This is a genomic window from Zooshikella ganghwensis (assembly GCF_018263875.1).
Classification (GTDB): domain Bacteria; phylum Pseudomonadota; class Gammaproteobacteria; order Pseudomonadales; family Zooshikellaceae; genus Zooshikella; species Zooshikella ganghwensis.
In genome coordinates, this window is sequence record NZ_JAEVHG010000013.1 from 76,780 (window position 1) to 100,456 (window position 23,677).

Genomic DNA, 23,677 nt, shown 5'->3' on the forward strand with positions numbered 1-23,677 from the left:
TACAATACATGTGTATTGAGGAAAATATCATGCAAGCTATTCGTGTACATCAACATGGTGATACTGACGTATTACAAGAACAGCGCATTGACATGCCCCAAGTGGCAAAGAGCCAAGTTCTCATAAAGATAATGGCCGCTGGCGTTAACCCTGTTGATACTTACATACGTGCTGGCAGCAATAATTATACAGCTCAATTTCCCTATACACCGGGTAAAGATGGTGCCGGTACTATTGAAGCATTAGGCGAAAATATTCAGCACTTAAAGGTAGGTGATCGTGTCTATTGTTCAGGCAGCATTACCGGAACCTGTGCTGAGTTTGCTCTGTGTGAAGCCTCTCAAGTTCATCCATTACCCGATAACATTACATTTGCCCAGGGCGCCTGTTTGGGCACACCTTATACCACAGCCTATCGCGCATTAATTCAAAAAGCTCAAGCAAAACCTGGCGAAACAGTTTTAATTCATGGTGCCTCTGGCGGTGTAGGTACTGCCGCACTGCAAATAGCCAAAGCTCATGGTTTAAAAGTAATTGCCAGTGCTGGCAGCGATTCGGGAAGGCAGCTGCTTACCTTATTGGGTGCAGACTATGTTATTGATCATCATCAGGCAGACCACCTGACACTGCTTCCTAAAAATATTATTGGCAATGGGATTAACATTATTTTAGAAATGTTAGCCAATAAAAATTTAGGCCACGATTTACCTGCTCTTGCCTTTAATGGTCGTGTCATAGTGATTGGCAGCCGGGGTGAAGTCAGCATTAATCCACGACTACTGATGGCAAAAGATGCAATGGTTATCGGTATGGCGTTATTTAACAGCAGTCCAGCAGAATTATTAGAAACATTTGAGTATTTATATAGCGGGCTATCTCAAGGATTACTGGACCCGGTTGTGCGTGATGTCTTTGCGTTAAGCAATATTGCTAAAGCGCATCACGCTGTCATGCAGCCTGGTGCTGCAGGCAATATTGTGGTCACCCCCCATGGTAACCATGAACACTAAGTTAAGCCCCAAGGTGTTCTAAAAACCGTTGAGTTCGTGGGTCCTTAGGGGAGGAAAAGAGCTGGTGGGGTGTATCTCGCTCCACAAGCTCACCGTCACTCATAAACCAGACTTCGCTGGCCAGTTGCTTGGCAAAGCGCAACTCATGAGTCACTACCATCATTGTCATTTCTTTTTTAGCGAGCTGGCGTAGTAATGTTAAAATATCAGCGACAATTTCAGGGTCCAGCGCAGATGTAGGCTCATCTAACAACATGACCTTACTATCGGTTGCTAAAGCTCGGCCAATCCCTACCCGCTGTTGCTGTCCTCCAGATAGCATAGCAGGATACACGTCACGCTTATCTGCTAATCCTACTTCAGAAAGGATATTCATGGCTTTGTTTTCAGCCTCAGCAAAAGGCATTTTTTTAACCACCAACAGACTTTCCATAATATTTTGAATAGCGGTTTTATTTTTAAATAAAGCAAAATTCTGAAAAACAAACGACGTATATTGACGCAGTTTTAATACTTGCTGTTTTGTATAACGCTCACTATCAACGGTTAAATCATCAATGGTAATACTGCCTGAAGTTGGCACTTCCAAATAATTCAAACAACGTAAAAGGCTTGACTTTCCTGTGCCTGAAGGGCCGATAATAGCAATAATATCTCCCTTCTTAATCGAAAAGTTTAAGTCATTAAAAACAGTTTGCGTGCCATAGGTTTTACTGAGTCCATTTACCGAAATCATACTATCGATACCCCCGGCTTAACCGCACTTCCAACCAATGCTGCCCTTTAGTACATAGCACAACAATAAACCAATACACTAGAGCCACCACCAAATAGCTTTCAAAAAACTTAAAGCTACTCGCGGCTTCCAACTGTGCTTTCGCCATGATTTCAGCCACACCTAATGTAAATGCTAGGGATGTTGATTTGAGCAGATCAATAAAATTATTCATTAATGGTGGAATCGCAATACGTGCAGCCTGAGGCAAAATAATACGACGCATCGCCTGAATTTCTGTTAAGCCAATACTTAACGCAGCCTCTCGCTGGGATGACTCAACACTTAATATGGCGGCTCTCATACTCTCTGCCATATAAGCGGCAAAGTGCAAGCTTAGCCCTGCGATGGCTGCTTGAAATGCAGTCATATCTTTTAGTGCAGGAAATAATTGGGGTAAGCCATAATAGAATAAAAAAAGCTGAACCAGTAAAGGTGTGCCTCTGAAAAACGAAATAAAAAGGTCCGCTAACCAAACCAGCCCAGGCCATTTAAACACCTTGGTAAGAGCCAACAATAGCCCTGTTAACAGGGCTATTACTAACGATATAGCAGCCATACCCAGTGTAATGTGCAAATACTTTAGAATTATTGGGAGTAACTCTAGGGCATAGTGTACATCAAATTGAATCATGGTTTCGCCGTTATATCCGCATCAAACCAGTGTTTTGAAATACGCGCCAGAGAACCATCAGCACGCATTGCTGCCAGCGCTTCGTTAACCTGCTGTTGAAGCTTTGTACCTGCCTCATTCTTTTTAAAAGGTAAAGCATTAGCAATAGTCTCAACAGGTTTTCCAGCTAACTTCAGTGGTAAGTTTGATTTTTTAATCAATGCCAATACAGATACCTTATCCATCATAAAGGCATCCATTCTACCTATCGCAACATCTTGCTCCATACCACCATCATAGGCTGTGATATTAATTTGATCGCCAACTGATGAGTTTCGTAAAACCTGCTCAAAGTTTGAGCCTAAATTCACAGCCACTTTTTTGCCGACTAAATCATTTATACCCTGAATCGAGGTATTATCTTTATGAACAACCAACTGTGCTCCATCATAAACATAAGGGTCAGAAAATAAATATTTCTTTGCCCGCTCATCCGTAATGGTAATTTGATTTGAAATCGTATCAATTTTTCCTGTTTCCAACATACCAAACAGGCCAGAAAACTTAGCGGTTACAAACTCAACTTTATAGCCCTGACGCTTACCGATTTCATTCCAAAGGTCAATTTCAAAGCCTTGCAACTTATCCTTCTCTACAAAAGTAAAGGGATAGTAGCTCCCAGAACTTCCCACTTTTATTGTTTTTTCTGTGCTAGCACTTTCTGAAGACTGTTCACATCCGGCTAACAGCACCATTAGTGGAAATAACACCCAAAGAGTACGTTGCAGCATACGTTTGCTCATACAAGTTCACCTACTAAAAAACTAAAGGCACCGATGTGATGTATAGTGGCTGGGCAATGATCTTTTACCTTGATAATGTTTCATTACCAATCATGCTATAACGCCACAGAGGACTCTACCCAGAAAAACGGCCCTTCATGCTTGCTAAATGCACGCTAGAAAGGCATAGCACTGGGTCTCTCGTGTTGACGCGGAAGCATACCGGAATCTTAAGCTATTGAATAATAATAAAAAATAACACATTTATACTAAATATGCATATAGAGAGTACTATAGACTCATTATTCCCTGTCGCAGGATGCTATTAAAGTAGGAATCATCTCCCCATAGGTGACTACTCCTACCTCACGAGCGCAAGTTTCATCTCCTTTTACTTTCAACAACAGCAAAAACCACTTAAGTTTTATATTAAGCAGTGATTTATCCATCAGTTATCATCAAATAAACAACCCACGAACACCGATAGGTAAAAAAACTGATGCACTTCACATAGAAATTTCAGTAGAATCGCAAAAATTTTGACTCTGTACCGTGCAAGTTCCCTAAGGCTATCATCGATGTCTCAAAAAACGATATTAGTGGGTATTGCTGGCGCATCAGCATCTGGTAAAAGCTTATTAGCACAGACGCTGGCCAAAGAATTACCATCAGAACACTTAGTTGTTATCTCTGAAGACTCTTACTATAAAGACCAAAGCCACTTAACTATGGAGGAACGAGTCAAAACCAACTACGATCATCCTAGTTCTCTCGACCATGGTTTGCTGATCCAGCATATGCAGGAGCTTAAAAAAGGCAATGCGGTACAAGTACCTGTTTATGACTACTCCATTCATAACCGTCGAACAGAAACACGTACCGTTCAACCAACCAAGGTTGTTATTATCGAAGGGATTCTGCTGCTAGCAACCCCTGAACTACGAGAAGAGTTTGATCTTCGCTTTTATATGGACACCCCACTGGATGTTTGTCTACTGCGCCGCTTACAACGAGATATCATTAGCCGCGGTCGCGATATCAACATGGTTATTTCGCAGTATCAGGAAACCGTCCGCCCTATGTATTTAAGATTTATTGAGCCTTCCCGCCAGTATGCTGACCTGATTATTCCTCACGGCGGCAAAAACCGCATAGCGATTGACCTTATCAAAACCAAAATTCACTCATTAATTAATTGAAGAACAACTTAAGTGACTTTTGCTTTTCAGAAAGACAAATAACTCACTACCAGTCTACGGTGCCTGTAAAAACAGGCACTCAGTATCTTTTGACGCACAACGTCATCCGCCCTCAATAGCCAGCAAGTTTTATCGACAACGCATTTAATCACTTTTCTAAAGCTTAATATCATTGTCATCTGACTTGACTGACGTTTAAACCCATATCGTGCTGATTTTGGCTATGTTTACAAAAGGAGAAAAACAAACCGTAAAGGATTACACGTTGTGTGCTGGTTATCGCAACGCACTTAAACCTATAGCAACCTTTGAACTGTCGTCCAATACACGCACACTAAGAGTACAAATACACAACAAACATTTGATAACAATGTACATAAATCAACTCTGGAGTAAGGGCAAGGCTATGCGGAAGATAAGTTATTTGTTAATCGCCTGTGGGTTAAGTTTTATAGTTGCCGGCTGTAGTCACATTGAAAAAATGCACGCAAAATACCCTCTTGCCGTCTATTTCTCATCTATCAATGATTACATCACTGTTCGAGCATACAGCCAAGAAGGCAGCCCTATTGCCGGAGGCAATATCAAAGTCTTTAACGACTTTGATCGTGTAATTATTGATGAGTCTTTGAGTGACCGAGGGATTTACCGTTTTCGTTACCCTATCAACACCGTTAAGCTAACGGTCATTATTACTGATAATGAAGGAAAGCAAGGAAAACGTTACATTGAAAAAGAAGATATACGTCCTGTGTATCCTGACCGTTACAGTCAATGGTGGCTGAATCAGTAGAAATTACTTTGTATATTTTTAAAACCTAACAACAAGTGAGTAACAACACATCTTGTTTACCTCCTTGAAATAAACAGATAACACTGTTGTTACTCAACTCATATGTTTACGATGCGCGGGAAGTCAAACCAAGATCATAAAAAACAGTAAATACGCGCATAAGATCACCATACCAGCTCATTACATCGTCAGCATAGAAGTTATCAAAGTATATATTTCTGGAGCGATCAAATATATGTAAGCCATTTACAGCAATAGTAACGTGGCCATCTGCAACCGTAATATACACATTATTTCCAAACTTCTGCTGCAACGACAGGATCCGAAGCATAAAACGCTCCGAAAGCAATGACTTTGCTAGCATAGAATCTGAAGCAAGCACCACAAAACTTCGCTCAAACTCAGCGAATTTTACTGGGCAGCGCTCCAATCTTGAATAGCATTTTGCCCCCAAATACTCAGGATCAAAATCTGGCTTATTTTTTGGCAAAATAACAACTTGACCTTTACTTGCCAACTCAAATTCCGCCCGAATCAACACACCACTAAATAACTCTTTATCTTGAGCTAAACATTTAATGAGTGGATTTGAAGACTCATTTTGATGCTTAACAGTAACTGTTGAGGCTTCAAAATGGACACCATCGTACTCTCCTGACAAGTAGTCTTGCCCAGAATAAGCATTGAATGGCAGAGGAATTAGCTTGGCGTCTGTAAAGACATGCTGTGAAATTACACGCGCAGGTGCGTAGTGTAAATTTCCATCAACAAACTGAACAAGCTTGGGAAAGATTTCAGCATAACATCGTTCATTAAAGGCTTGTTTTGCCTGTTTATACTGGTCATTTACCAACCAGCCAATCACAGCAGCTGATGCCAGAATAAAAAATAAAATCCAAGTACTACTGGAAAACACTAACGCAGCAATAATAATTGCCGCTAGCCAAACCAGCAGCCCTTTCTGCACACTTTGATAAAGGGTATTGCCTATCAGTTCGCTCTGCTTGACCAAATCTCCCTTACCTTCGGTAAATGCATCTACATAAAACGCGGTGAGTTCATCAATCGACTTCATGAAATACCTCAGTATTCCCTGTTTTATCATACTTTAAGGGTGAGCTTTTACATTATAAACATAACTAAGACGTCATGTTGCAAAAAAATTTCCCTGGCAGATTAATGGATTTGCAGAGCTAAGTCCCAAAACAGTAAACCTGCTCCGTAGGGGATAGCCCCCCTTCAATTAACTATTTCTGCTTCTACCCAGATCAACTACAACAAGCAAATAAGCAAGTACTCATTTTCTTTTAAGCGAGTGGCTCTAATGTGCATACAAAAACACGACACATTAGCGCCTGCATCAACCAGTGCATCACAATACACAAAATTTGCTACTCTTGACACTTACCACACTGCTGCTGATAAACGCCAATTGCAGCAAACGTTCTGACTGGGCATAATTTCAACTTTGGCAGTAACTGTGTTTGACAATTGGAGCTATCGCATTGAAGCGTCTGCAACTGGCTATTTTATACTGTTGTATCAGTATAATGTTCCTCAGCCCCTTACTCTCAGCTGAAGAGGCTACTTCAACCCCCTCAACAGAACAGCATGAGTCCAGCTTAGCGGAATCAGAGAATGATGACCGTATATTGGCAAATGTGATTGGGTCTGGCCTTGTAGCCTGGTTACTTTATGGTAGTGACTTTGATGGGCTGGAACTGATAGATATTGTTATTATCGCCTGCGCAGTTTGTTTATTGGTCTTTTGGTTCCGACGCCAATCTGGTGCCTCGCCTTCTCAAGGACATAGTAGATTTAGAGAAGAGCCAACCTTTGCCGAGCAAGCACTTCAAAATGAGCACTACTCAGTAGAAACAGGGTTACGTGAAAGCAACCTCCATCTGCAAGCTCAACGAACCATAAATACTGCACCGCAACCGCAACCGCAACCGCAACCGCAACCGCAACCGCAACCGCAACCGCAACCGCAACCGCAACCGCAACCGCAACCGCAACCGCAAACAACTGTAACGCCTGTTCGTGGAGATATCACTATTCCTTACACTCCACCAGTCCATGCTCAACAGCCAGCTGCTAAACCAACTAAGCAGCCTCCTGTATCATATCCAGAAAACCCAGCGGTCTCTGCCTCTGATCCAGACCCAATTGCAGAGGAAGTAGCCAACCCACCCCCACAACCCAATACTCGGTCAGCGGCCGTCCAAGCACTTGCCTCTTTAGAAGCTGAGCAAGTCAACCCGCATTTTGAGCAGTTTGATCTGCCCCCAAACTTCAACCCTGAGCAATACTTAGAACAAGCCAAAGCAGACTTTAAGCAACTTCATCATGCACTTACTCACCATCAGGACAGTGTAATCGCCAGTCTCACCTCACCTGAATTATATGAGCAGTTATTGAGTGACCGAGAAAACATGGAGAGCCAACCCTCTACATCGATTGTCACTGTTTTCAATGATATTACCCATGCTAATCATATGGGAGATATCAGCATGCTCAGCATTAAATTTCATGGCTGGATGAAGCTATCTGATCAGAAAGATGTAATTGCTTACGCTCACCTTTGGCATTTGGAGAAACTATCCAGTGAGGACAGTTGGAAAATAGTAGGCATACAACAACTTCGATAACCTTGTTTCTGATCATTTCTCTATAACTAAGACAGTGCATTTTTCTATAATAACGGTGATTGCTATCACTAGCCTTAACAGGTCAGACTAGCCCCACTAAAAGCTTTTGCTGTGGATTTACAATTACTTTCCAGCAAAATGACTTCAATCCACATTAATCTAATATAATTTTTTGTATTGTGATTCAATCGAATTTATAATAGAATCGCTGACGTCTTGGTACTTCTAGTGTAGTAGGCCGCCTAAATATACGACTTTAAACGTATAAGCGCCTGACTTAACGAATAAATCTAACCACCTAATTTTTAGATTTATAGTAAAGCTACCGAGAAAACCTGCAGAGCCAAAGGACCCAAATAGCCTCTGCATTGTTTTTACCTTGGTTTTCAATTTTTGACGTGCTAAGGAAGCTTGTTGATGATTGCCATTGGTAAAACGTAGCCATTGCATCTCTATTTTTATGAAATTAAGAAGTTAATTGTTTCTTTGGAAGACAATGTATTACAACCAAACCGTTAGTCACATATTAAAGCAGCACAACTAATACTACGTGCAAAGCTTTTAGTTTCTTGTCAAATCAAGAGTAGCCCCGAATTTAAGCTTCAAGTTGCCTATGCAGCTGGAAGGTGATTGTTTTTTATGATTTATCTATAACGAATTAATTACGTAAAAATTTAGCTTTTTCTTTTCTTTTTTTAACTGTTTGCTAACGGGTTAATGTCTGATTAACCAGACATTATTGATGTAAAGCAAACATGAAATTGCAGTATTAATTCGTGAACAAGGTAGTGATAAGGCTTAATCAATAGCCGGAGATAGTATGCCAAAGTATTTATACCCAACAGTCTACGAACAGTTTACTGGTCAAAAACCACCCGAGCCTCAAGAGCGAGAGGAAAAACCCAAGCGTCCACGCCGTACACACGGTCACCCTTACCGGATGCGCCACAATATGCAACAAACTCAAGAACAGTTGCCGAGTGACACGTACTACCCTCAACAACAGGAAGTTAACACCTCTAACCACAGAAACAACCAAGCAAAGGGTCAATACCCATACTCGCGAGGCAATCGGCACTACACATCAGGTAACAGCCATGATTATCAGCCTACCGAGAACGCTTATCCGAGCCGACGGAATAATGCAAACACTCGCGTAACCTATAAGAAAAAACGTCAATATAATCAGCCTCAAATTGGTATATTTCAACCAAAGCATGACTATAACCAGTATTAACTAGTACTTTAGTAGCATACTTGGTTTGAGACTTTCAAAATAAGAGTGGGTAGGGTGGATAGGCTACAAAAAATGCCTGTAGCGAAAACTGACAAATAATCAGTTGATTATACCCTGCCCGACGTTTAATTCGCTGATCAAATCCTTTATAGCGAATTTTCTGTAGACATAAATGACAAATGGAAAACTTCTGATACTGTATCGAATTTAACAGGTTTTCGTTCGCAGAAATCACCAAAGAAGCTGACTGCTTACACATATACTCAACCTGTTCGCAGTAACTAACATGCAGCGTTTGCTCCTTACCTGCAACAATAATTCTGCTATTTTTATAGGCGATAGTTTGATCACAAAGTATTCGTAAATACCGGCTTTCAATCGTCAGTGTTGCTTCAGATAAGATAATACGCTCATTACCTGTCAGATGCTTTTCCGGATTAAATATCTCAAAATAACCTAGCTTCTTAGCCCCCATTTTTTCTTTTAATTGATTAAAAGCGTCAAATGCTAAAAAATTAATGAGCCTCACTGAATACCTTCTATAATTTCAGCTATTCTAGCTTCAGCATCTGTTCTTAACCTAAACTCAACACGACGCGACTGTGCACTGTTTTCCTCATGACTTTCTGTATAAATCAATTTTGAAGAAGACAACCCATTGGCTGTTAAGTGCGCTTTTAGCCATGGCTTTTCTTGTTGCACAAGTTCATGCTCCAGCGCAAGTAAATAGGCAAGTGTTGTTCGTGTTCTTGCCTGGGATAATGCCATATTTTTAACATAAGCATCATCCTGATCGAAGGCATTATCCCAACCACTATCGGTATGCCCTTCAATTCTAACCTCTTCCACAGCGCCTCTAAAATCACCATCCGTAATAATTTTCAAGTAGCGAGGAAAAAAGTTAGCGAGAATCATCTGAAATTCAGTTTTCAGCTCTGACTTACCACGATCAAATAAACTATCTGTATTATTAAAACGGATACTGGCATCATCACTTAATGTTGCGCCCCAGCGCGGCAAATCATCCTTAAACTCTGTATATAGCCGTGTATGCAAGTCCAATTTGAGCCGCTGATAAATAAGTGCCACATTACGAATTTTATTACGCTCGTGCTCAATAACCACCACAAACAGTACCGCAATCAGCATGAAGATCATCAACAGGCCAGCCATTAAATCACTCATCGCCACCCAATGAGACTCACTCTCGGCGGCATGCTCTTCAGTAAACATCGTAGCACCCTTAGTTAAAACGTATTAGTTTTATCCCTCAATGGCTTGGCATTACGCGTCCATTGCTTCAGCAATAGTTATTATTTTTCGTAATTTTTCAGTGAGTGGTGCATAGTCACTAACAAACTTTTCTGACAAGGCTGTCAATTGATAACCAAAGGTTTCAAGTGACTTATTTAATTGGGTCGTTAATAGATCGTCTAGTTGCTGCCAATGTTTTTCTGAAAGCGTAACTAAGTTTTCTCCCTGCTTATCCAGCACATGTTGATAGTGCTGTAACTGACTCACTAGGCCCTGATGTTCAAGCACAAGGTCTTTTGCTGTTTCAGTCAACAAATGCTTCATTTGCTGTTGGTTCATGGTCAGCGTATCTGCCAACCCCGAAGTTAAACTAATAATACGCTCTTCCAGTTTAGGTAAACCACTGGAGGCAGAATTAACAATTGTCGCTAATAACTTAAGATAATCCTCCAGGCCTTTTGCCTGTTGCTCTAGCCCACCCAATAATTGTTCCAATGCGCCAGATACCTGAGCAAAAACACCCGTCTGAGTCACTACTCGCTCATGTGCTGCAGTGGCTTCATTCATAATTTGCTGGGAGACTTTTTGTTGCGCGACAAATTCATCCAACTGCTGCTGTGTAACCTGTTGCCACTCAAGCATTCTGCCAACGGCTTTATTTAATGCTTGAAAGTTTTCACCATACTGCACTTCAATTTTTTCATTAAACTCAATCATCAGCTCACGCAAGCTTGCCTGTAGTGCTTGTGTTTGTTTGGCCGTCAATGCCTGTTGATGCTGCTCATAAATACACTGCAACTGAACGATAGCCTGTTTAAGCTCCTCATGCATAACAACAATTGACTGTTGCAAGTTGTTACCTTGCAGTTGAATGACATCACGAATCTCACCTAACAGCTCTAACTGCGTCTGATAATGAGTGGTTTCTGCTCGGCTTGGCTTACTCAACACAAACCGAGCTTTAATCGTAAGTGCAGCACTCAACCCCGCAATAGATGACCAAAAAGCGGTTTTTAATCCTTCAATCAGCATGGGTACACTGGCTTGAATATCGGTTGTATCAAAATCCTTTAAGCCTAAAGCAATCCCTAAAAAGGTTCCAAAAATACCGATACTGGTGAGGAGCGTAGGTGCATGATTAACGGTTCTAGGCTGAAAAGCAGCAATGTGGAAGTAAACCGCTAAGAGAATAATAAGACCAATGAGGGAGGCCGTCAGCCAGGTAAGTTCAATATGCGCTTCCATGTGCTTGTGCTTGATTGGGCGCCACCCTTATTGAGGATGACGCACAGATGACTTTATAAACCAGAAACGTACTTAATCATAACACCAGCCGCCACAGCAGAACCAATCACACCGGCAACATTTGGTCCCATAGCATGCATTAATAAGAAGTTATGAGGGTTAGCTTCCAGTCCCAGCTTATTTGATACTCTAGCAGCCATCGGCACAGCAGACACCCCTGCCGAACCAATTAATGGATTAACCTTATGTTTACTGACTTTATTCATCACTTTTGCCATAAGTACTCCTGTCGCAGTACCAATTGCAAAGGCAACAATCCCCAGCGCTAAAATCCCTAAAGTTTCGGTTTGCAAAAACTTATCCGCGACTAATTTTGAACCAACAGATAATCCTAAAAAGATGGTGACAATATTAATTAGGGCATTTTGCGCTGTGTCACTCAACCGGTCAACAACACCACATTCACGCATTAAATTCCCAAAACAGAACATACCTAATAATGGGGCAGCATCTGGAATAAATAGCGCTACTAAGATTAATAAAACCAGCGGGAAGCAGATTTTTTCCGTTTTAGACACATGACGCAATTGAGTCATCTCAATTTTTCGCTCAGCCTCCGTTGTTAACGCACGCATAATGGGTGGCTGAATCAACGGAACCAATGCCATATAAGAGTAAGCAGCAATGGCTATAGCACCTAGCAGATGGGGTGCCAGCACACTGGACACATAAATCGCCGTAGGCCCATCTGCACCACCAATGATACCAATGGCGGCAGCATCAGCCACCGAAAAGTCCATCAGGCCAGTAGCCGAAAGACCAAGCGCCCCTAAAACCGTCGCAAAAATGCCAAACTGAGCAGCAGCCCCTAGAAACAAAGTTTTGGGATTAGCAAGTAACGGCCCAAAGTCTGTCATCGCCCCTACCCCCATAAAGATCAATAAGGGGAAGACGCCACTACCAATACCTACTGAATAAAAATAATACAACACGCCATGATTATATTGTAAATCAAGTGCTGTATTCATAGCCGCCATTTGCAGGTGCTGGGAAGCTGAGGCGTATTCTTTTAACAACAACATTGGATCTGTTGTTTTAACTTGAAGTGCCCCTGCAATAGCCGTTACCACATGCTGAGCATGCTGTTGTAAACCAATATCATCAGAAACCAGGTAACTAGCCGCCTGATACAGTGCTTTGTCTAAAGCAGAAAAAGCCAGTCCTGCTTCAGGAATATTGGCAAGAATCCCCCCAAAACCAATAGGAACAAGTAACAAAGGTTCAAAGTTTTTACGAATGGCAAGAAATAACAGCAATAAGCCAATTACAATCATTGCAAACTGGCCAAAACCTAAGTTATACAGCCCTGACCCTTGCCAAAGTGCATAGAGTTTTTCCATTGAAGCTACACCTTTATTACGCCAGAGTCAGCAGCGGATCACCCACTACTACCGTATCGCCATCCTTCACGTTGACAGTGATCACTTTACCTGTTTTATGGGCTCGAACCTCTGTTTCCATTTTCATCGCTTCCAGTACTACAAGCACATCACCCTCTTGCACGGTTTGCCCTGGCGTAACATGCACCTTCCATATTGTCCCTGCAAGGGGTGCCGATACGGGTTCTCCAGCCGCAGAGTCTTGACTGCTAGAAGCTGTAGCCGCTGGCTGACCGGATGCTGCAGCCACTGACTGTATATCACCGCCTTCAGCAACTTCCACGACATAAGCCTGACCATTCACTTTAACGGTATAGACGTCATTACCACTTACTGTTTTTGTTGTCGATTTGACCTGAGCTGGAGCCACTTCTTCTCCTGTTGGTACAGGTTCAAAGGCATCAGGATTACCTCTGTTTTGCAGAAACTTCAATCCAACTTGTGGAAAGAGTGCATAAATCAACACATCGTCCACTACCTCATCAGCTAGGGTAAAGCCTTTTTCTTTAGCAAGTGCTGCCACTTCTTTAACCAGTTTATCCATTTCTGGCTGAATTAAATCACCTGGACGACAGGTGATGGCTTCTTTACCTTCTAATACTCTGTTCTGCAATTCAGCATTAAAAGGTGCAGGTGCTGCACCGTATTCGCCTTTTAGGATGGCCGCCGTTTCTTTTGAGATATTTTTATAGCGCTCACCTGTCAGCACATTAAGCACCGCCTGTGTACCCACTATTTGTGAAGTAGGTGTCACTAGAGGGATATGACCTAAATCCTTTCTGACTTCAGGAATTTCTTCTAATACCTGATCAAATTTGTCCAACGCACCCTGCTCTTTTAACTGATTCTCCATATTGGTCAACATACCACCTGGTACTTGAGCCACCAGTATACGAGAGTCGACGCCTTTTAATTTGCCCTCAAATTTAGCGTATTTCTTTCTTACTTCACGGAAGTAAGCTGCAATTTCTTCAAGCAGTAGCAGATTCAGCCCGGTATCCCGCTCAGTATTTTGTAGAGCAGCAACAATAGACTCTGTTGGCGTATGGCCATAGGTCATACTCATTGAGGAAATAGCCGTATCCACATTATCAATGCCTGCTTCAATGGCTTTCATGAGGGTCATCGGTGAAAGACCTGCAGTAGCATGGCAATGAAGTTGAATCGGAATAGACAGTGAGCTTTTTAAGCGAGAGACGAGTTCAAAAGCATCATAGGGCTTTAAAATACCGGCCATATCTTTAATGGCAACTGAATCTGCCCCCATATCTTCAATACGTTTTGCCAGATCCACCCAGTTCTCAATGGTATGCACTGGACTCGTTGTATAAGAAATCGTCCCTTGCGCATGTTTACCTTGTTTTTTAACAGCAACCATTGCCGTTTGAAGGTTACGAGGATCATTCATCGCATCAAATACTCTGAACACATCCACGCCATTTTTAACGGCACGCTCGACAAACTTTTCTACAACATCATCTGCATAGTGACGATAGCCTAGTAAATTTTGTCCTCTTAATAGCATCTGCTGGGGGGTCTTGGGCATCACTTTTTTCAGCTCGCGGATGCGATGCCAAGGGTCTTCTCCCAAAAAGCGTATACATGAGTCAAAGGTTGCACCCCCCCATGACTCCAACGACCAGAAACCAACCTGATCGAGCTTACTGGCAATAGGTAACATGTCATCTAAGCGCAGACGTGTTGCGAACAATGACTGATGTGCGTCCCGTAATACAACATCGGTAATTCCAAGGGGCTTTTTATTTTCACTCATGGGGAGAGGCCTTTTCCATCGCTAACCAAAAATGAATTGTTATCTGTTAGTCCCGATCAGTATGCTTTTTACGATATTGCTGGATAGCTGCAGAGATAACCGCAATCAGTTGTGTATCTTCTGCGTCTGTAGGGACAGGACTCGCTTTTGCCAACTTAGCAAGCATTATTTTTTCGGGGAAAAATTTCTGAACAACTGCTGACATGAACTCCGTGGCATAAACCAGCAGTGTTAAGAACACAAATACAAACCCCATTCCAAGCAACATCAAGTAAAGACCTTCGGTCATTAATTCAGCAGGGGTCATAGACTTTCCTTAACTAGAATTCCACACTGTTAAGCGATATCCAGTATAAACAATATCCACATCTTACGTTGTTCATTCCCTACACGCCTGATGTCTTCCTTCTTTATCTATAAAAGTCAGTATTCGTTATTTAGGGTGGATATCTACAAATATCTTGTTTCAGTGTTTAACTTAAAACTTTATGGATGACGTTAGTGTTTTATCGGGTCATTAATGTACATTGAATCAATTCGTTAGGCAAACATTGCTGTATTAATACGTATTGTGTTTGACTTAATTCAATTTTTTTGATGACTAATAATGGTTAGTTCGTGGCCAACCAGTCAGCATATAGTCAGTTACCTACAACACAGATTTAAAACATCTGCATTATCCGCAAACCAAATTAATGAAACAGGTCTCAATAATTTTATTGTATGTCTGGAGCTTTAAATATTACTTAGTAGAATAAGTTAAAAAGCTATTTAACCTGTAATCACAAAAGATTCTATCAAGTCTTTCTTTTAAACAGCAGAGGCTTGAGCTAAAACAGGAGTGTAGCGCCAGGAAGGCGGAGTCAAACGTTAGCCTACTAACACTAACGTTTTAGTACATGAATGAACTTTGTAATGATCAACAAGAAAACCTGAAAGATAGCCCAGCAGATAGGAACTAAACACTGCATAAGCCGCCTATTCTTGCATCAATCAGGTATACTCCTAAGCTTAATACAATAAGGGAGTAGAATTGATCACCCTTTAGTAGGAGTTGTCAAATGAGAGCTGTATTACCCCTTGTATTATTTACTCTACTCGCAGGCTGTTCCAGTCCCCACTTGATCACACTGCAAGATGGTACTCACATCCAAACGGTCGATGAGCCTGACTTCAATGAGGACACAGGCTTTTATGAATACGAGACAGAAAGTGGTGATGAAGAATCTGTCAATAAAAATACTGTCAAAAAAATTAGAGAGTTATAATATTCTGTTAGAAAGGCAAATAGGATTTACACATAAATGGACGTTAAACACAGGCTAGCTCAAAACAAAATGATCTAAGGTGAGCTAGTCTGTAACAGATTATCACTCATGATTAAGCTTACTCTCCAGCCTAGAGCAATCGCACATTATTTTCTTTTCAAGTAGCTTTGTCCGACAGAGCATACATTGAATTGTCATTGTGATAAGCACTTTAAAGTAGTTATTTACATTTACTAATAGTTATTTACTTTTGCTAAAGTTGCATGACAACCACTCACACAGTACATTATGTTTGAATGAAAATCCTATGACTTCTGCATAGAGGATACATGCAGTAACAACCGACTCATAATTTGATTATCTAAAGGGCCTGCCCTCCAATTTGCATTTGGCGATAAGCGTTGTACAACAAGGTAGTCGGTTAATAACAACAAATACAACAGTGAGATGAGCATGAAGCGCCTTGCGACAATAGTGATACTGCTACTGGTGAGCCTTTACCTTATTCCTTTCACCATAACTACACTGTCCGCTCCCCCAGTTGCCCCTAGTATTATCCAGGCTCAAGAATCACCTCTGGTGATTGCGCACCGCGGTGGTAAAGGATTATGGCCTGAAAACACCTTATTTGCCTTTAATAACGCCATTAAACTTGGGGTTGATATGCTAGAAATGGATGTTCGAAGCACTGCTGACGGCACTCTGATCATCATGCATGACCCTCAAGTTGATCGCACAACAAATGGTCAAGGTAAAGTCAGTGATTTGTCATGGAAAGATCTACAACAATTAGATGCGGGTTATTATTGGACAAACGATAAAGGACAAACCTATCCCTATCGGAACAAGGGAATAACGATTCCGAGCTTATCAGCGGTGTTAACCTCTTTTCCCGAAAAACCAATGGTTATCGAAATCAAAGAGGCAGGAATTGAACAGCGTGTGTGCGATACTATTCGAAAACATAATATGCAACAGCATGTAATTATTGGCTCATTTATAGCCGCATCTCTTCATACATTTCGTGAAGCCTGCCCTAAAGTCGCGACATCTGCCACTCATAACGAAGTTAAAAACATGGTGATTCTTGATACAGTGGGTTTAGGTCATTTATACCGCCCACCTGCCATTGCATTACAAGTTCCTGAGTATTACGAAGATCGACTCATAACCTCCCCTTCTTTGCTAGCCACCGCAAGCCAGCACCAACTTTGGGTACAAGTATGGACAGTAAATGACACCACACAAATGCAACGACTCATAAAACAAGACATTAATGGCATTATTACTGATTATCCAGATCGACTAATTAACCTGAAACAACAGTTTTTTTTAAAACCGGTCCAGGCTTCAAATGAACATGCTCGCTAACTAAAGACTTAAACACACAGCAAGCTGCCCCTATTTTCCATTGAATAACAAACGCAATAGGGGCAAACGAAGAATGAGAAAATGGTGAATACACAATGAAAGTAACATCGCACAGGCCACAATAAGGCTAAACCCGAAATACATGTTCAGCTCTAGCTGAACAACCCATAACCCAAGGTAAATTACAATCAAATGATGAAAAAGATAAATACTATAAGAAGCATCAGATAAATAAAAGAATACTCGTGACTGACGATTAAATAATTTTGAAAAGAAGCAAAAGCAGAATTGACATGAAAGCCAGGTAATTAAACCTTGCAAGTAAACCTCAACAACCTCTAAACCAAGCCCAGAAAACAGTTTTGGTACAATCGCAAGACTAACACAAGCACTGACTAGCAAGAATAAATACAACCACTGAAAACTGGCAAATATACACTGCATATTTTTATTCCGATAAAGAAAGAGGCCAAACAAAAAATACTGAAGGTAAATCAAAAAGCTAAAAAGTGTAATACCACCGAGCGAAATACTATATATAGGTATAACTTTACCCAACCCAATAACAAAAAAATCATACATAGGCAGCAATAAAATAAGCCAGCGTCTTGATAGAATTTCACTGGCACTGATCGCAAACATACCTTTAAAAAAAGGCAGTTGCCTGGCGACCCACACTAACAAAACGGTAAATAAAAAATACCAGCACAAATTAATAAGAAACCATAAATGTGAAACCCATCCTGAACCTAAAAAGAATCGTTGTAGCGTAAAATTACCTAACAGGTATTCTTGCACCGAATTAATCAGCAATACTGTTGATACTAGCGGAATAATAATTCGTTTCGAACGCAGTTTAATAAAGACTGGCTCACCATACTTAACAACGGTCATTAAGCAAAAAAAACCAGAAACAATAAAAAAAGCTGGCATCCTGAACAAATGAATGACTTGACTTAATTCTGAAAAAAATACAGCCCGTTCGCTGCTGACAACTTTCCAAACATGATCAGGGTTATAAATTTGTGCTGCATGCAAAACAACACCTAACAGCATCAATGTGCTGCGCATTGCATCCATGTAATAAAGCCTCATGCCTATTCTCACTCTGCATTGTAAACCCAGAGTAAACTTTGCAGAATTCAAGCCAAATAAATGGCTATCAACACTCGCTTTATTGAATCAAACAAATAAAAGGCATGTAGCGATTACGAAATAATTACGACCGTAATATTTCAAAAAAAGACAGGTGAGGTGTTAAAGAATACAACATGATTGTTTATAACAGCAGAAAGCCCTGCTTGGCTTCCTGCAAGGATATACCCACAATAGTTATGTTAGTAAGCATGTTTAAACAGCAATGGCAAGCTTAGGCCACAGTCGCTGTAAGGCAATTAAGCTATCAGGTGTAAACTGCAAAGAATGGGGTGAACGCAACACATCTTCAGGCCACAACTGAACAATATTTTCAACCTCATCGGCTTCCAAAGTTAATGGACCATCGTACTCACACGTATAAACCTTCCCCCAAACCCGCAGCTCCGATTCTTGGAAATAAAAGTGAAAGTAACTATGTAAAGGTACACCTGTGATCCCCATTTCTTCTGCTAACTCACGATAGGCAGCTTGTTCATAGTCTTCCCCTGCTTGTACCACTCCACCTGCTGCAAGATCATAAAAGCCTGGGTACACGTCTTTGGTCGGTGTTCGTTTTTGAACAAACAATTGTCCAAGGGGGTTAAAGACAAACACATACACTGCCCGATGACAAAGCCCCTGTTTGCGCATTTCAGACCGGGTACTTTCACCAATACATTCATTTTGTTCGTTAACGATGGTCACCCGCTCATGATTGATAGCGTTTTTTGTTATTAATTCACGTGGCATGGCTCTCCCTCATTATTGTTATCATACATAGCCATCACTGCAGCTATTGTACTAGGCTTATCACACCATACCATGATGTTGACTGATGGCCCACCCCCTGCCAATCAATCTCATCACCAAATTGACGGTCTTACCTCGCTTCATGAATACTATACTCTTCGCGAATGATTTTTAGGCTTTGTTACCATCGCTCTTCACCCCAGTCATTTAGTTTATCTAAACTCCTGGGGCTTCATCGCTCGGTGGCCTCGCCTAAATAACCCTTCGCTGTGAGTATATACCACTTTATTTTGACACCTAAAAATGATTCATTATGGGTATAGAACATAGATTCCTTAACTTAGCCTTTACTACCAAATGCTCATGATGATGACTGTTTCTTTTATGTGTTATTGAACTCATTCGCTAAATGTTTTATCTACAATTAACTTAGGTACGTTAACAAAAGACACAGATAGAGTTCATATGAGTGAAACATTAATCTCAACACTAGTCAGCCCCAGTGGCAGCATGAGTGTCCTTTCCAATAATGAAGTTAAACAACTTCAAGACACTACCAAAGGGGGACTTTACCAACTATTTCGCCAATGCTCATTGGCCGTTTTAAACTGTGATGAGCATTCAGATAACCCGTATAAAATTCTTGAGAAGTATCAAAGTTATGATATTCGGATTATCCACGAGCACAGAGGTCTAAAGTTACAGCTGCTTAATGCCCCTGGCAATGCCTTTGTCGATGGACAATTGATCAAAGGGATCAAACAAAACCTATTTGCTGTCGTGCGAGATATTCTTTATGTCGCCAATGAAGTCAAACTTCACGCAGCAGTTAATACCGAAAGCTCTAGTGACATCACCAATATGGTATTTCATGTCTTACGCCATGCTAATGCTTTTCGCCCCAAAATACACCCTGACATTGTAGTATGTTGGGGAGGACACTCCATTGGCGAAGTTGAATATAAATACACCAAACGTGTTGGCTATCAGCTTGGACTACGTGGGATGAACATTTGTACAGGCTGTGGTCCTGGCGCCATGAAAGGTCCCATGAAAGGTGCCAATATTGCCCATGCCAAACAACGCATCAATGGTAGTCGTTTTATAGGGCTGACAGAGCCAGGTATTATTGCCGCCGAGTCACCTAATCCTATCGTCAATGAATTAGTTATCATGCCCGATATTGAAAAGCGTTTAGAAGCGTTTGTCCGGATGGGGCATGGTATCATTGTCTTCCCTGGAGGACCGGGAACATTTGAGGAAATTCTGTATATTTTAGGTATTTTATTACACCCCAATAATCGAGATATTCCATTTCCTGTTATCTTCACTGGTCCCAGTACCGCAAAAAGTTACTTTGCAGATATACACCAGTTTATTGGTAAGACCCTTGGTCTTGAAGCCCAACAACGCTATAAAATCATTATTGATGATCCTGAAACTGTGGCTAGGGAAGTTAAGTTTGGTTTGGATGAGGTCACCCGTTTCAGACGGCAGACAGGTGATGCTTTTTACTATAACTGGCAGTTGACTGTAGACCATGAGTTTCAACAGACTTTCGAGCCTACCCACGAAAATATGGCCAGTCTAGAGTTATCTAAACAGTTACCCGCCTATAAGCTAGCTGCTAACTTACGACGAGCTATGTCAGGTATTGTTGCAGGTAATGTAAAAGAAGTTGGCATTACAGCCATTACAGAGCATGGCCCTTACAAGCTGTTTGGAGACCCTGAACTCACAGAAGATATCAACCAATTACTGCATTCCTTTGTTATCAACCAGCGAATGAAACTACCCGGCAGTGGTGACTATGAACCATGCTATGAAATCATAGGTAAACAGTAGACTTAACTTGAGTACCCATTATTGTAAGCACACTTCATAATGGGTACTTTTTTACACCTCGCTTCCTCTACGCGTTTGCTAAAACACCCACATGATTTAGTGAGCAATTTATTTAGAAACTTAATCAAGTCCGTTGTTATTGATTATAGCCACCCACTAATAAATCTTCCCGCCATTTCTCCAGTAAACCTTCACTTTGCAACTGCTTAACGCCTTTATTAAAGTCCTTTAATAGCTGCTCTGACTGTGCATTGTTGCGAGAAAACAATAAGTGCCCTTTTGCTTCAACAAGTGGCTTGGGATTAAACTCAACGAGATGTACTACAGCCTTATCAAATTTTTCCGCTAATAGCCCAAAACCAGCAACAGTTCCCATTGGAAACAAGTCAATTCTAGCAGCAAACAGCTTCTTAAAGTTTTTGTCATCTGCTGATGCAGTCTGCACATTCAATTTACCAGATTCTGCTAAATCCCAGAATTCTTTTGTATAAGTATACCCTGTCGTTGCACCAATGGTTTTACCTGAAAGATCAGTCAGCTTATGCCACTCTTTCAATGGGTTGCTTTTTAGGTGAAAAAATACGGTCTTTTCCGTCATTACAGGCTCACTGTAAATAAAGTCCTTTTCTCTGTCTGGCGAGTGAAACCAAAAAGATGTCGCATGATAATCCCCTTTTTTAGTAGATTCATAAGCACGTTTCCAAGGAAAAAATTTAAACTCCACTTTATAATCGCCAGCTTTTTTAAATGCTTCTGTTATCACATGGCTAACAAACCCTTTATGCTTTAAACTTTCTGAAACCCAGGGTTGATACTCACCAGTTGCAATTAATACCGTAGTTTCAGCCCTGCTAATTATTGAATAACCCATAATCAATAATGCGATACACCATCTGCTGAATAGTTCACAACCTGTTTTCATTTAAGCACCCTATAAACATCACAATACTGTCACATTCAGATTAGTACATCATAAGCGCATCATCGAATTAGATAAGACCACCATGTGTCACTGTATAAAAAAAAGCCTCAACACCTGCTTCTCAAACCAACTCAAGTCTTGAAAATAAACTTTTTGCAGTCTCCCTATCACGCCTAAATAACCATTAATGAATATTTTGATATACAATCTTTTACTGGGTAATGTAGTATAAGCTGTTTACCGCAGCCTCATTTGGAAGGATGAAACACACTTAGCATTTCTATTGATTTAAAACGGACATGGTAATATCTAAATACTTAAACAGATCATCAGCCATATAACGAACCTGATGGCTGCTTTTCTTTTCTCCAAGCCGAACAACAACAGTGTTCATTGCCGGAATGACCAAAATATATTGACCTTTGATACCTTGTAATACTATGACTTCTTTATTCTCATAGGTTGTTAACCAAAAGTGATAACCATAAAAGTCAACTGGCTGGTCATCTTTGTGGCCCTTGAGATACTTTGCAGGCTGTGTGGCATTAAGCAGATAATTTCGAGGAATAACCTGCTTATCTTGCCACAACCCTTCGTTTAATATCAGTTGACCAATACGAGCAAAATCACGTGCACTGCTAAAAAAACAACAAAAGGCTTTTTCTTCTCCATCAGCTTGGTCCAAAGACCATAAAGCAGGTTGATTTGCACCTATTGGCTGCCATAATTTTGTAGACGCATAATCAGACACTGTTATTCCTGTCGCCTTTTCAAGCACTTCAGCAAGAATCTGCGTATTAATACTCGCATAGTGAAAGTGCAAGCCAGGTTGTTCTGACACTTGCAATGTATTAACAAGACTCACTAAATGTTGCCCATAATACGCCTGTGCTGTAACAGAAAAGGGACTACTGTAACTTTCTTCCCAGCTTAAACCCGAACTCATTGTTAATACGTCTTTAATGCTAATATGCTTACGCTGCCCTTGGCTAAACGCAGGCAAAAAATCACTTAATTTCTGCTCTAAGTCACGAATATGTCCCTCTGATATCGCTATGCCCACTAGTAAAGAAACGATACTTTTAGCCATTGAAAAGGAGTTAGCGCGAATATGCTCATCATAACCTTGCCAGTATTTCTCTAATAACAGTTCACCATTTTTTATAATCAAAAATGCTTTCGAATCATATTCACCTAATACTGACTTAGCTTCATCACTCAAGTTAACTTGATTATAATTTTGTGCCTTTGGCCAAGGCATAGCATTGTCAGCGGCAACAACTCGATTATTAAATATTTGATAATCATCAAGATCTGCTTTTTGATACAATAAAAGTGAAGGTAAATAGCGGTAAGGTCCAGACACCAAAAGGAGCATAATAATCATTGTCAATACTAACGTGCAGCCAATAATCCATTTTAAAGGTTGCATTATTTATACCTTGTCAGTAGTAAAGATTTTCCATGATATCGTACACCCTTCACGACTCATTTAGTTTTTTTGTCAGCCTTCTTAACCATTATCAAAAAACTGCTAACAAGCATTTATCAATATAATCTTATAAGCATCTTTAAAAACCGTGCCTTTTTGTAAGAGTAAATCAGCACGGCA

Annotated in this window: 22 protein-coding genes; 8 read left to right on the top strand and 14 right to left on the bottom strand. The window is 40.8% G+C overall.

What is annotated here, in order from left to right; translation table 11 throughout:
- Window positions 1-29: 29 nt before the first annotated feature.
- Complete coding sequence (locus KHS79_RS17205; protein ID WP_212720581.1) at window positions 30-1,010, top strand: NADPH:quinone reductase; 981 nt, start codon at window positions 30-32, stop codon at window positions 1,008-1,010.
- 1 nt (window position 1,011) lies between these two features.
- Here the strand turns inward: KHS79_RS17205 and KHS79_RS17210 are convergent, their stop codons facing one another.
- The 3 genes from KHS79_RS17210 to KHS79_RS17220 are packed head-to-tail and all read right to left on the bottom strand — an operon-like array spanning window position 1,012 to window position 3,201.
- Window positions 1,012-1,746, bottom strand: a complete 735-nt coding sequence (locus KHS79_RS17210; RefSeq protein ID WP_027708884.1) for an amino acid ABC transporter ATP-binding protein — start codon at window positions 1,744-1,746, stop codon at window positions 1,012-1,014.
- A gap of 1 nt (window position 1,747) precedes the next feature.
- Complete coding sequence (locus KHS79_RS17215; protein ID WP_094787792.1) at window positions 1,748-2,419, bottom strand: amino acid ABC transporter permease; 672 nt, start codon at window positions 2,417-2,419, stop codon at window positions 1,748-1,750.
- Window positions 2,416-3,201 (bottom strand): amino acid ABC transporter substrate-binding protein, encoded by a 786-nt coding sequence (locus tag KHS79_RS17220; protein ID WP_230400419.1) that lies wholly within the window; start codon window positions 3,199-3,201, stop codon window positions 2,416-2,418. Before KHS79_RS17220 ends, KHS79_RS17215 begins: the two co-directional genes overlap by 4 nt.
- A 557-nt stretch (window positions 3,202-3,758) precedes the next feature.
- On the opposite strand from KHS79_RS17220, the gene udk reads away from it, so the two are divergent.
- Together udk and KHS79_RS17230 are read left to right on the top strand one after the other, a co-directional pair.
- Window positions 3,759-4,379 carry a uridine kinase gene (udk, locus tag KHS79_RS17225; protein ID WP_027708881.1) on the top strand — a complete coding sequence of 207 codons (621 nt, stop codon included), beginning with the start codon at window positions 3,759-3,761 and terminating at the stop codon, window positions 4,377-4,379.
- A gap of 406 nt (window positions 4,380-4,785) precedes the next feature.
- Window positions 4,786-5,172 (top strand): hypothetical protein, encoded by a 387-nt coding sequence (locus tag KHS79_RS17230; protein ID WP_027708880.1) that lies wholly within the window; start codon window positions 4,786-4,788, stop codon window positions 5,170-5,172.
- A gap of 106 nt (window positions 5,173-5,278) precedes the next feature.
- On the opposite strand, the gene KHS79_RS17235 is transcribed toward KHS79_RS17230, so the two are convergent.
- Window positions 5,279-6,247 carry a DUF3137 domain-containing protein gene (locus KHS79_RS17235; RefSeq protein ID WP_212720582.1) on the bottom strand — a complete coding sequence of 323 codons (969 nt, stop codon included), beginning with the start codon at window positions 6,245-6,247 and terminating at the stop codon, window positions 5,279-5,281.
- A gap of 430 nt (window positions 6,248-6,677) precedes the next feature.
- Between KHS79_RS17235 and KHS79_RS17240 the strand changes: the two genes are divergently transcribed.
- Window positions 6,678-7,823: a Tim44 domain-containing protein gene (locus KHS79_RS17240; RefSeq protein WP_212720584.1), complete on the top strand. Its 1,146-nt coding sequence runs from the start codon at window positions 6,678-6,680 to the stop codon at window positions 7,821-7,823.
- Between the two features lie 820 nt (window positions 7,824-8,643).
- On the top strand, window positions 8,644-9,060 hold the full coding sequence (locus tag KHS79_RS17245; RefSeq protein WP_027708876.1) for a hypothetical protein: 417 nt from the start codon (window positions 8,644-8,646) through the stop codon (window positions 9,058-9,060).
- A gap of 34 nt (window positions 9,061-9,094) precedes the next feature.
- Here KHS79_RS17245 and KHS79_RS17250 read toward each other — a convergent pair whose 3' ends face one another.
- Genes KHS79_RS17250 through KHS79_RS17275 form a run of 6 tightly spaced genes read right to left on the bottom strand, consistent with a single transcriptional unit; the run spans window position 9,095 to window position 15,079 of the window.
- Entirely contained in the window at window positions 9,095-9,589 is a 495-nt protein-coding gene (locus KHS79_RS17250; RefSeq protein WP_212720587.1) for a hypothetical protein, read from the bottom strand.
- The gene (locus KHS79_RS17255; protein WP_027708874.1) at window positions 9,586-10,293 is read right to left on the bottom strand and encodes an OmpA family protein; all 708 of its coding nucleotides are present in this window, start codon (window positions 10,291-10,293) and stop codon (window positions 9,586-9,588) included. The genes KHS79_RS17250 and KHS79_RS17255 overlap by 4 nt, the downstream gene beginning before the upstream one ends.
- Before the next feature lie 51 nt (window positions 10,294-10,344).
- A complete protein-coding gene (locus tag KHS79_RS17260) occupies window positions 10,345-11,559 on the bottom strand; it encodes a hypothetical protein (protein ID WP_212720589.1) in 1,215 nt (404 codons plus the stop codon).
- Window positions 11,560-11,612: 53 nt separating this feature from the next.
- The gene (locus tag KHS79_RS17265) at window positions 11,613-12,959 is read right to left on the bottom strand and encodes a sodium ion-translocating decarboxylase subunit beta (protein WP_027708872.1); all 1,347 of its coding nucleotides are present in this window, start codon (window positions 12,957-12,959) and stop codon (window positions 11,613-11,615) included.
- A gap of 16 nt (window positions 12,960-12,975) precedes the next feature.
- On the bottom strand, window positions 12,976-14,772 hold the full coding sequence (gene oadA, locus KHS79_RS17270) for a sodium-extruding oxaloacetate decarboxylase subunit alpha (RefSeq protein WP_212720591.1): 1,797 nt from the start codon (window positions 14,770-14,772) through the stop codon (window positions 12,976-12,978).
- Between the two features lie 46 nt (window positions 14,773-14,818).
- Window positions 14,819-15,079: an OadG family protein gene (locus tag KHS79_RS17275; RefSeq protein ID WP_212720592.1), complete on the bottom strand. Its 261-nt coding sequence runs from the start codon at window positions 15,077-15,079 to the stop codon at window positions 14,819-14,821.
- Between the two features lie 754 nt (window positions 15,080-15,833).
- Between KHS79_RS17275 and KHS79_RS17280 the strand changes: the two genes are divergently transcribed.
- Window positions 15,834-16,040 carry a YgdI/YgdR family lipoprotein gene (locus tag KHS79_RS17280; RefSeq protein ID WP_027708869.1) on the top strand — a complete coding sequence of 69 codons (207 nt, stop codon included), beginning with the start codon at window positions 15,834-15,836 and terminating at the stop codon, window positions 16,038-16,040.
- 453 nt (window positions 16,041-16,493) lie between these two features.
- Window positions 16,494-17,411, top strand: coding sequence for a glycerophosphodiester phosphodiesterase (locus KHS79_RS17285; RefSeq protein ID WP_212720593.1), 918 nt, complete (start codon window positions 16,494-16,496; stop codon window positions 17,409-17,411).
- A gap of 30 nt (window positions 17,412-17,441) precedes the next feature.
- Here the strand turns inward: KHS79_RS17285 and KHS79_RS17290 are convergent, their stop codons facing one another.
- Both KHS79_RS17290 and yfcD read right to left on the bottom strand, forming a co-directional pair.
- Entirely contained in the window at window positions 17,442-18,491 is a 1,050-nt protein-coding gene (locus KHS79_RS17290) for an acyltransferase family protein (RefSeq protein WP_212720594.1), read from the bottom strand.
- 270 nt (window positions 18,492-18,761) lie between these two features.
- On the bottom strand, window positions 18,762-19,298 hold the full coding sequence (yfcD, locus tag KHS79_RS17295; protein WP_212720595.1) for an NUDIX hydrolase YfcD: 537 nt from the start codon (window positions 19,296-19,298) through the stop codon (window positions 18,762-18,764).
- 465 nt (window positions 19,299-19,763) lie between these two features.
- Between yfcD and ppnN the strand changes: the two genes are divergently transcribed.
- Window positions 19,764-21,143 (top strand): nucleotide 5'-monophosphate nucleosidase PpnN, encoded by a 1,380-nt coding sequence (gene ppnN / locus KHS79_RS17300; protein WP_027709979.1) that lies wholly within the window; start codon window positions 19,764-19,766, stop codon window positions 21,141-21,143.
- A gap of 136 nt (window positions 21,144-21,279) precedes the next feature.
- On the opposite strand, the gene KHS79_RS17305 is transcribed toward ppnN, so the two are convergent.
- Together KHS79_RS17305 and KHS79_RS17310 are read right to left on the bottom strand one after the other, a co-directional pair.
- Entirely contained in the window at window positions 21,280-22,065 is a 786-nt protein-coding gene (locus KHS79_RS17305) for a substrate-binding periplasmic protein (RefSeq protein WP_212720601.1), read from the bottom strand.
- Window positions 22,066-22,345: 280 nt separating this feature from the next.
- On the bottom strand, window positions 22,346-23,497 hold the full coding sequence (locus KHS79_RS17310) for a serine hydrolase domain-containing protein (RefSeq protein WP_212720603.1): 1,152 nt from the start codon (window positions 23,495-23,497) through the stop codon (window positions 22,346-22,348).
- Window positions 23,498-23,677 lie beyond the last annotated feature (180 nt).

Coding starts and splice junctions, on each gene's coding strand:
- ppnN (WP_027709979.1), top strand. CDS start 19,764: ATGAGTGAAACATTAATCTCAACACTAGTCAGCCCCAGTGGCAGCATG.
- KHS79_RS17285 (WP_212720593.1), top strand. CDS start 16,494: ATGAAGCGCCTTGCGACAATAGTGATACTGCTACTGGTGAGCCTTTAC.
- KHS79_RS17265 (WP_027708872.1), bottom strand. CDS start 12,959: ATGGAAAAACTCTATGCACTTTGGCAAGGGTCAGGGCTGTATAACTTA.
- KHS79_RS17230 (WP_027708880.1), top strand. CDS start 4,786: ATGCGGAAGATAAGTTATTTGTTAATCGCCTGTGGGTTAAGTTTTATA.
- KHS79_RS17280 (WP_027708869.1), top strand. CDS start 15,834: ATGAGAGCTGTATTACCCCTTGTATTATTTACTCTACTCGCAGGCTGT.
- oadA (WP_212720591.1), bottom strand. CDS start 14,772: ATGAGTGAAAATAAAAAGCCCCTTGGAATTACCGATGTTGTATTACGG.
- KHS79_RS17310 (WP_212720603.1), bottom strand. CDS start 23,497: ATGCAACCTTTAAAATGGATTATTGGCTGCACGTTAGTATTGACAATG.
- KHS79_RS17235 (WP_212720582.1), bottom strand. CDS start 6,247: ATGAAGTCGATTGATGAACTCACCGCGTTTTATGTAGATGCATTTACC.
- KHS79_RS17290 (WP_212720594.1), bottom strand. CDS start 18,491: ATGGATGCAATGCGCAGCACATTGATGCTGTTAGGTGTTGTTTTGCAT.
- KHS79_RS17245 (WP_027708876.1), top strand. CDS start 8,644: ATGCCAAAGTATTTATACCCAACAGTCTACGAACAGTTTACTGGTCAA.
- yfcD (WP_212720595.1), bottom strand. CDS start 19,298: ATGCCACGTGAATTAATAACAAAAAACGCTATCAATCATGAGCGGGTG.
- KHS79_RS17210 (WP_027708884.1), bottom strand. CDS start 1,746: ATGATTTCGGTAAATGGACTCAGTAAAACCTATGGCACGCAAACTGTT.
- KHS79_RS17255 (WP_027708874.1), bottom strand. CDS start 10,293: ATGTTTACTGAAGAGCATGCCGCCGAGAGTGAGTCTCATTGGGTGGCG.
- KHS79_RS17205 (WP_212720581.1), top strand. CDS start 30: ATGCAAGCTATTCGTGTACATCAACATGGTGATACTGACGTATTACAA.
- KHS79_RS17305 (WP_212720601.1), bottom strand. CDS start 22,065: ATGAAAACAGGTTGTGAACTATTCAGCAGATGGTGTATCGCATTATTG.
- KHS79_RS17260 (WP_212720589.1), bottom strand. CDS start 11,559: ATGGAAGCGCATATTGAACTTACCTGGCTGACGGCCTCCCTCATTGGT.
- udk (WP_027708881.1), top strand. CDS start 3,759: ATGTCTCAAAAAACGATATTAGTGGGTATTGCTGGCGCATCAGCATCT.
- KHS79_RS17220 (WP_230400419.1), bottom strand. CDS start 3,201: ATGAGCAAACGTATGCTGCAACGTACTCTTTGGGTGTTATTTCCACTA.
- KHS79_RS17215 (WP_094787792.1), bottom strand. CDS start 2,419: ATGATTCAATTTGATGTACACTATGCCCTAGAGTTACTCCCAATAATT.
- KHS79_RS17275 (WP_212720592.1), bottom strand. CDS start 15,079: ATGACCCCTGCTGAATTAATGACCGAAGGTCTTTACTTGATGTTGCTT.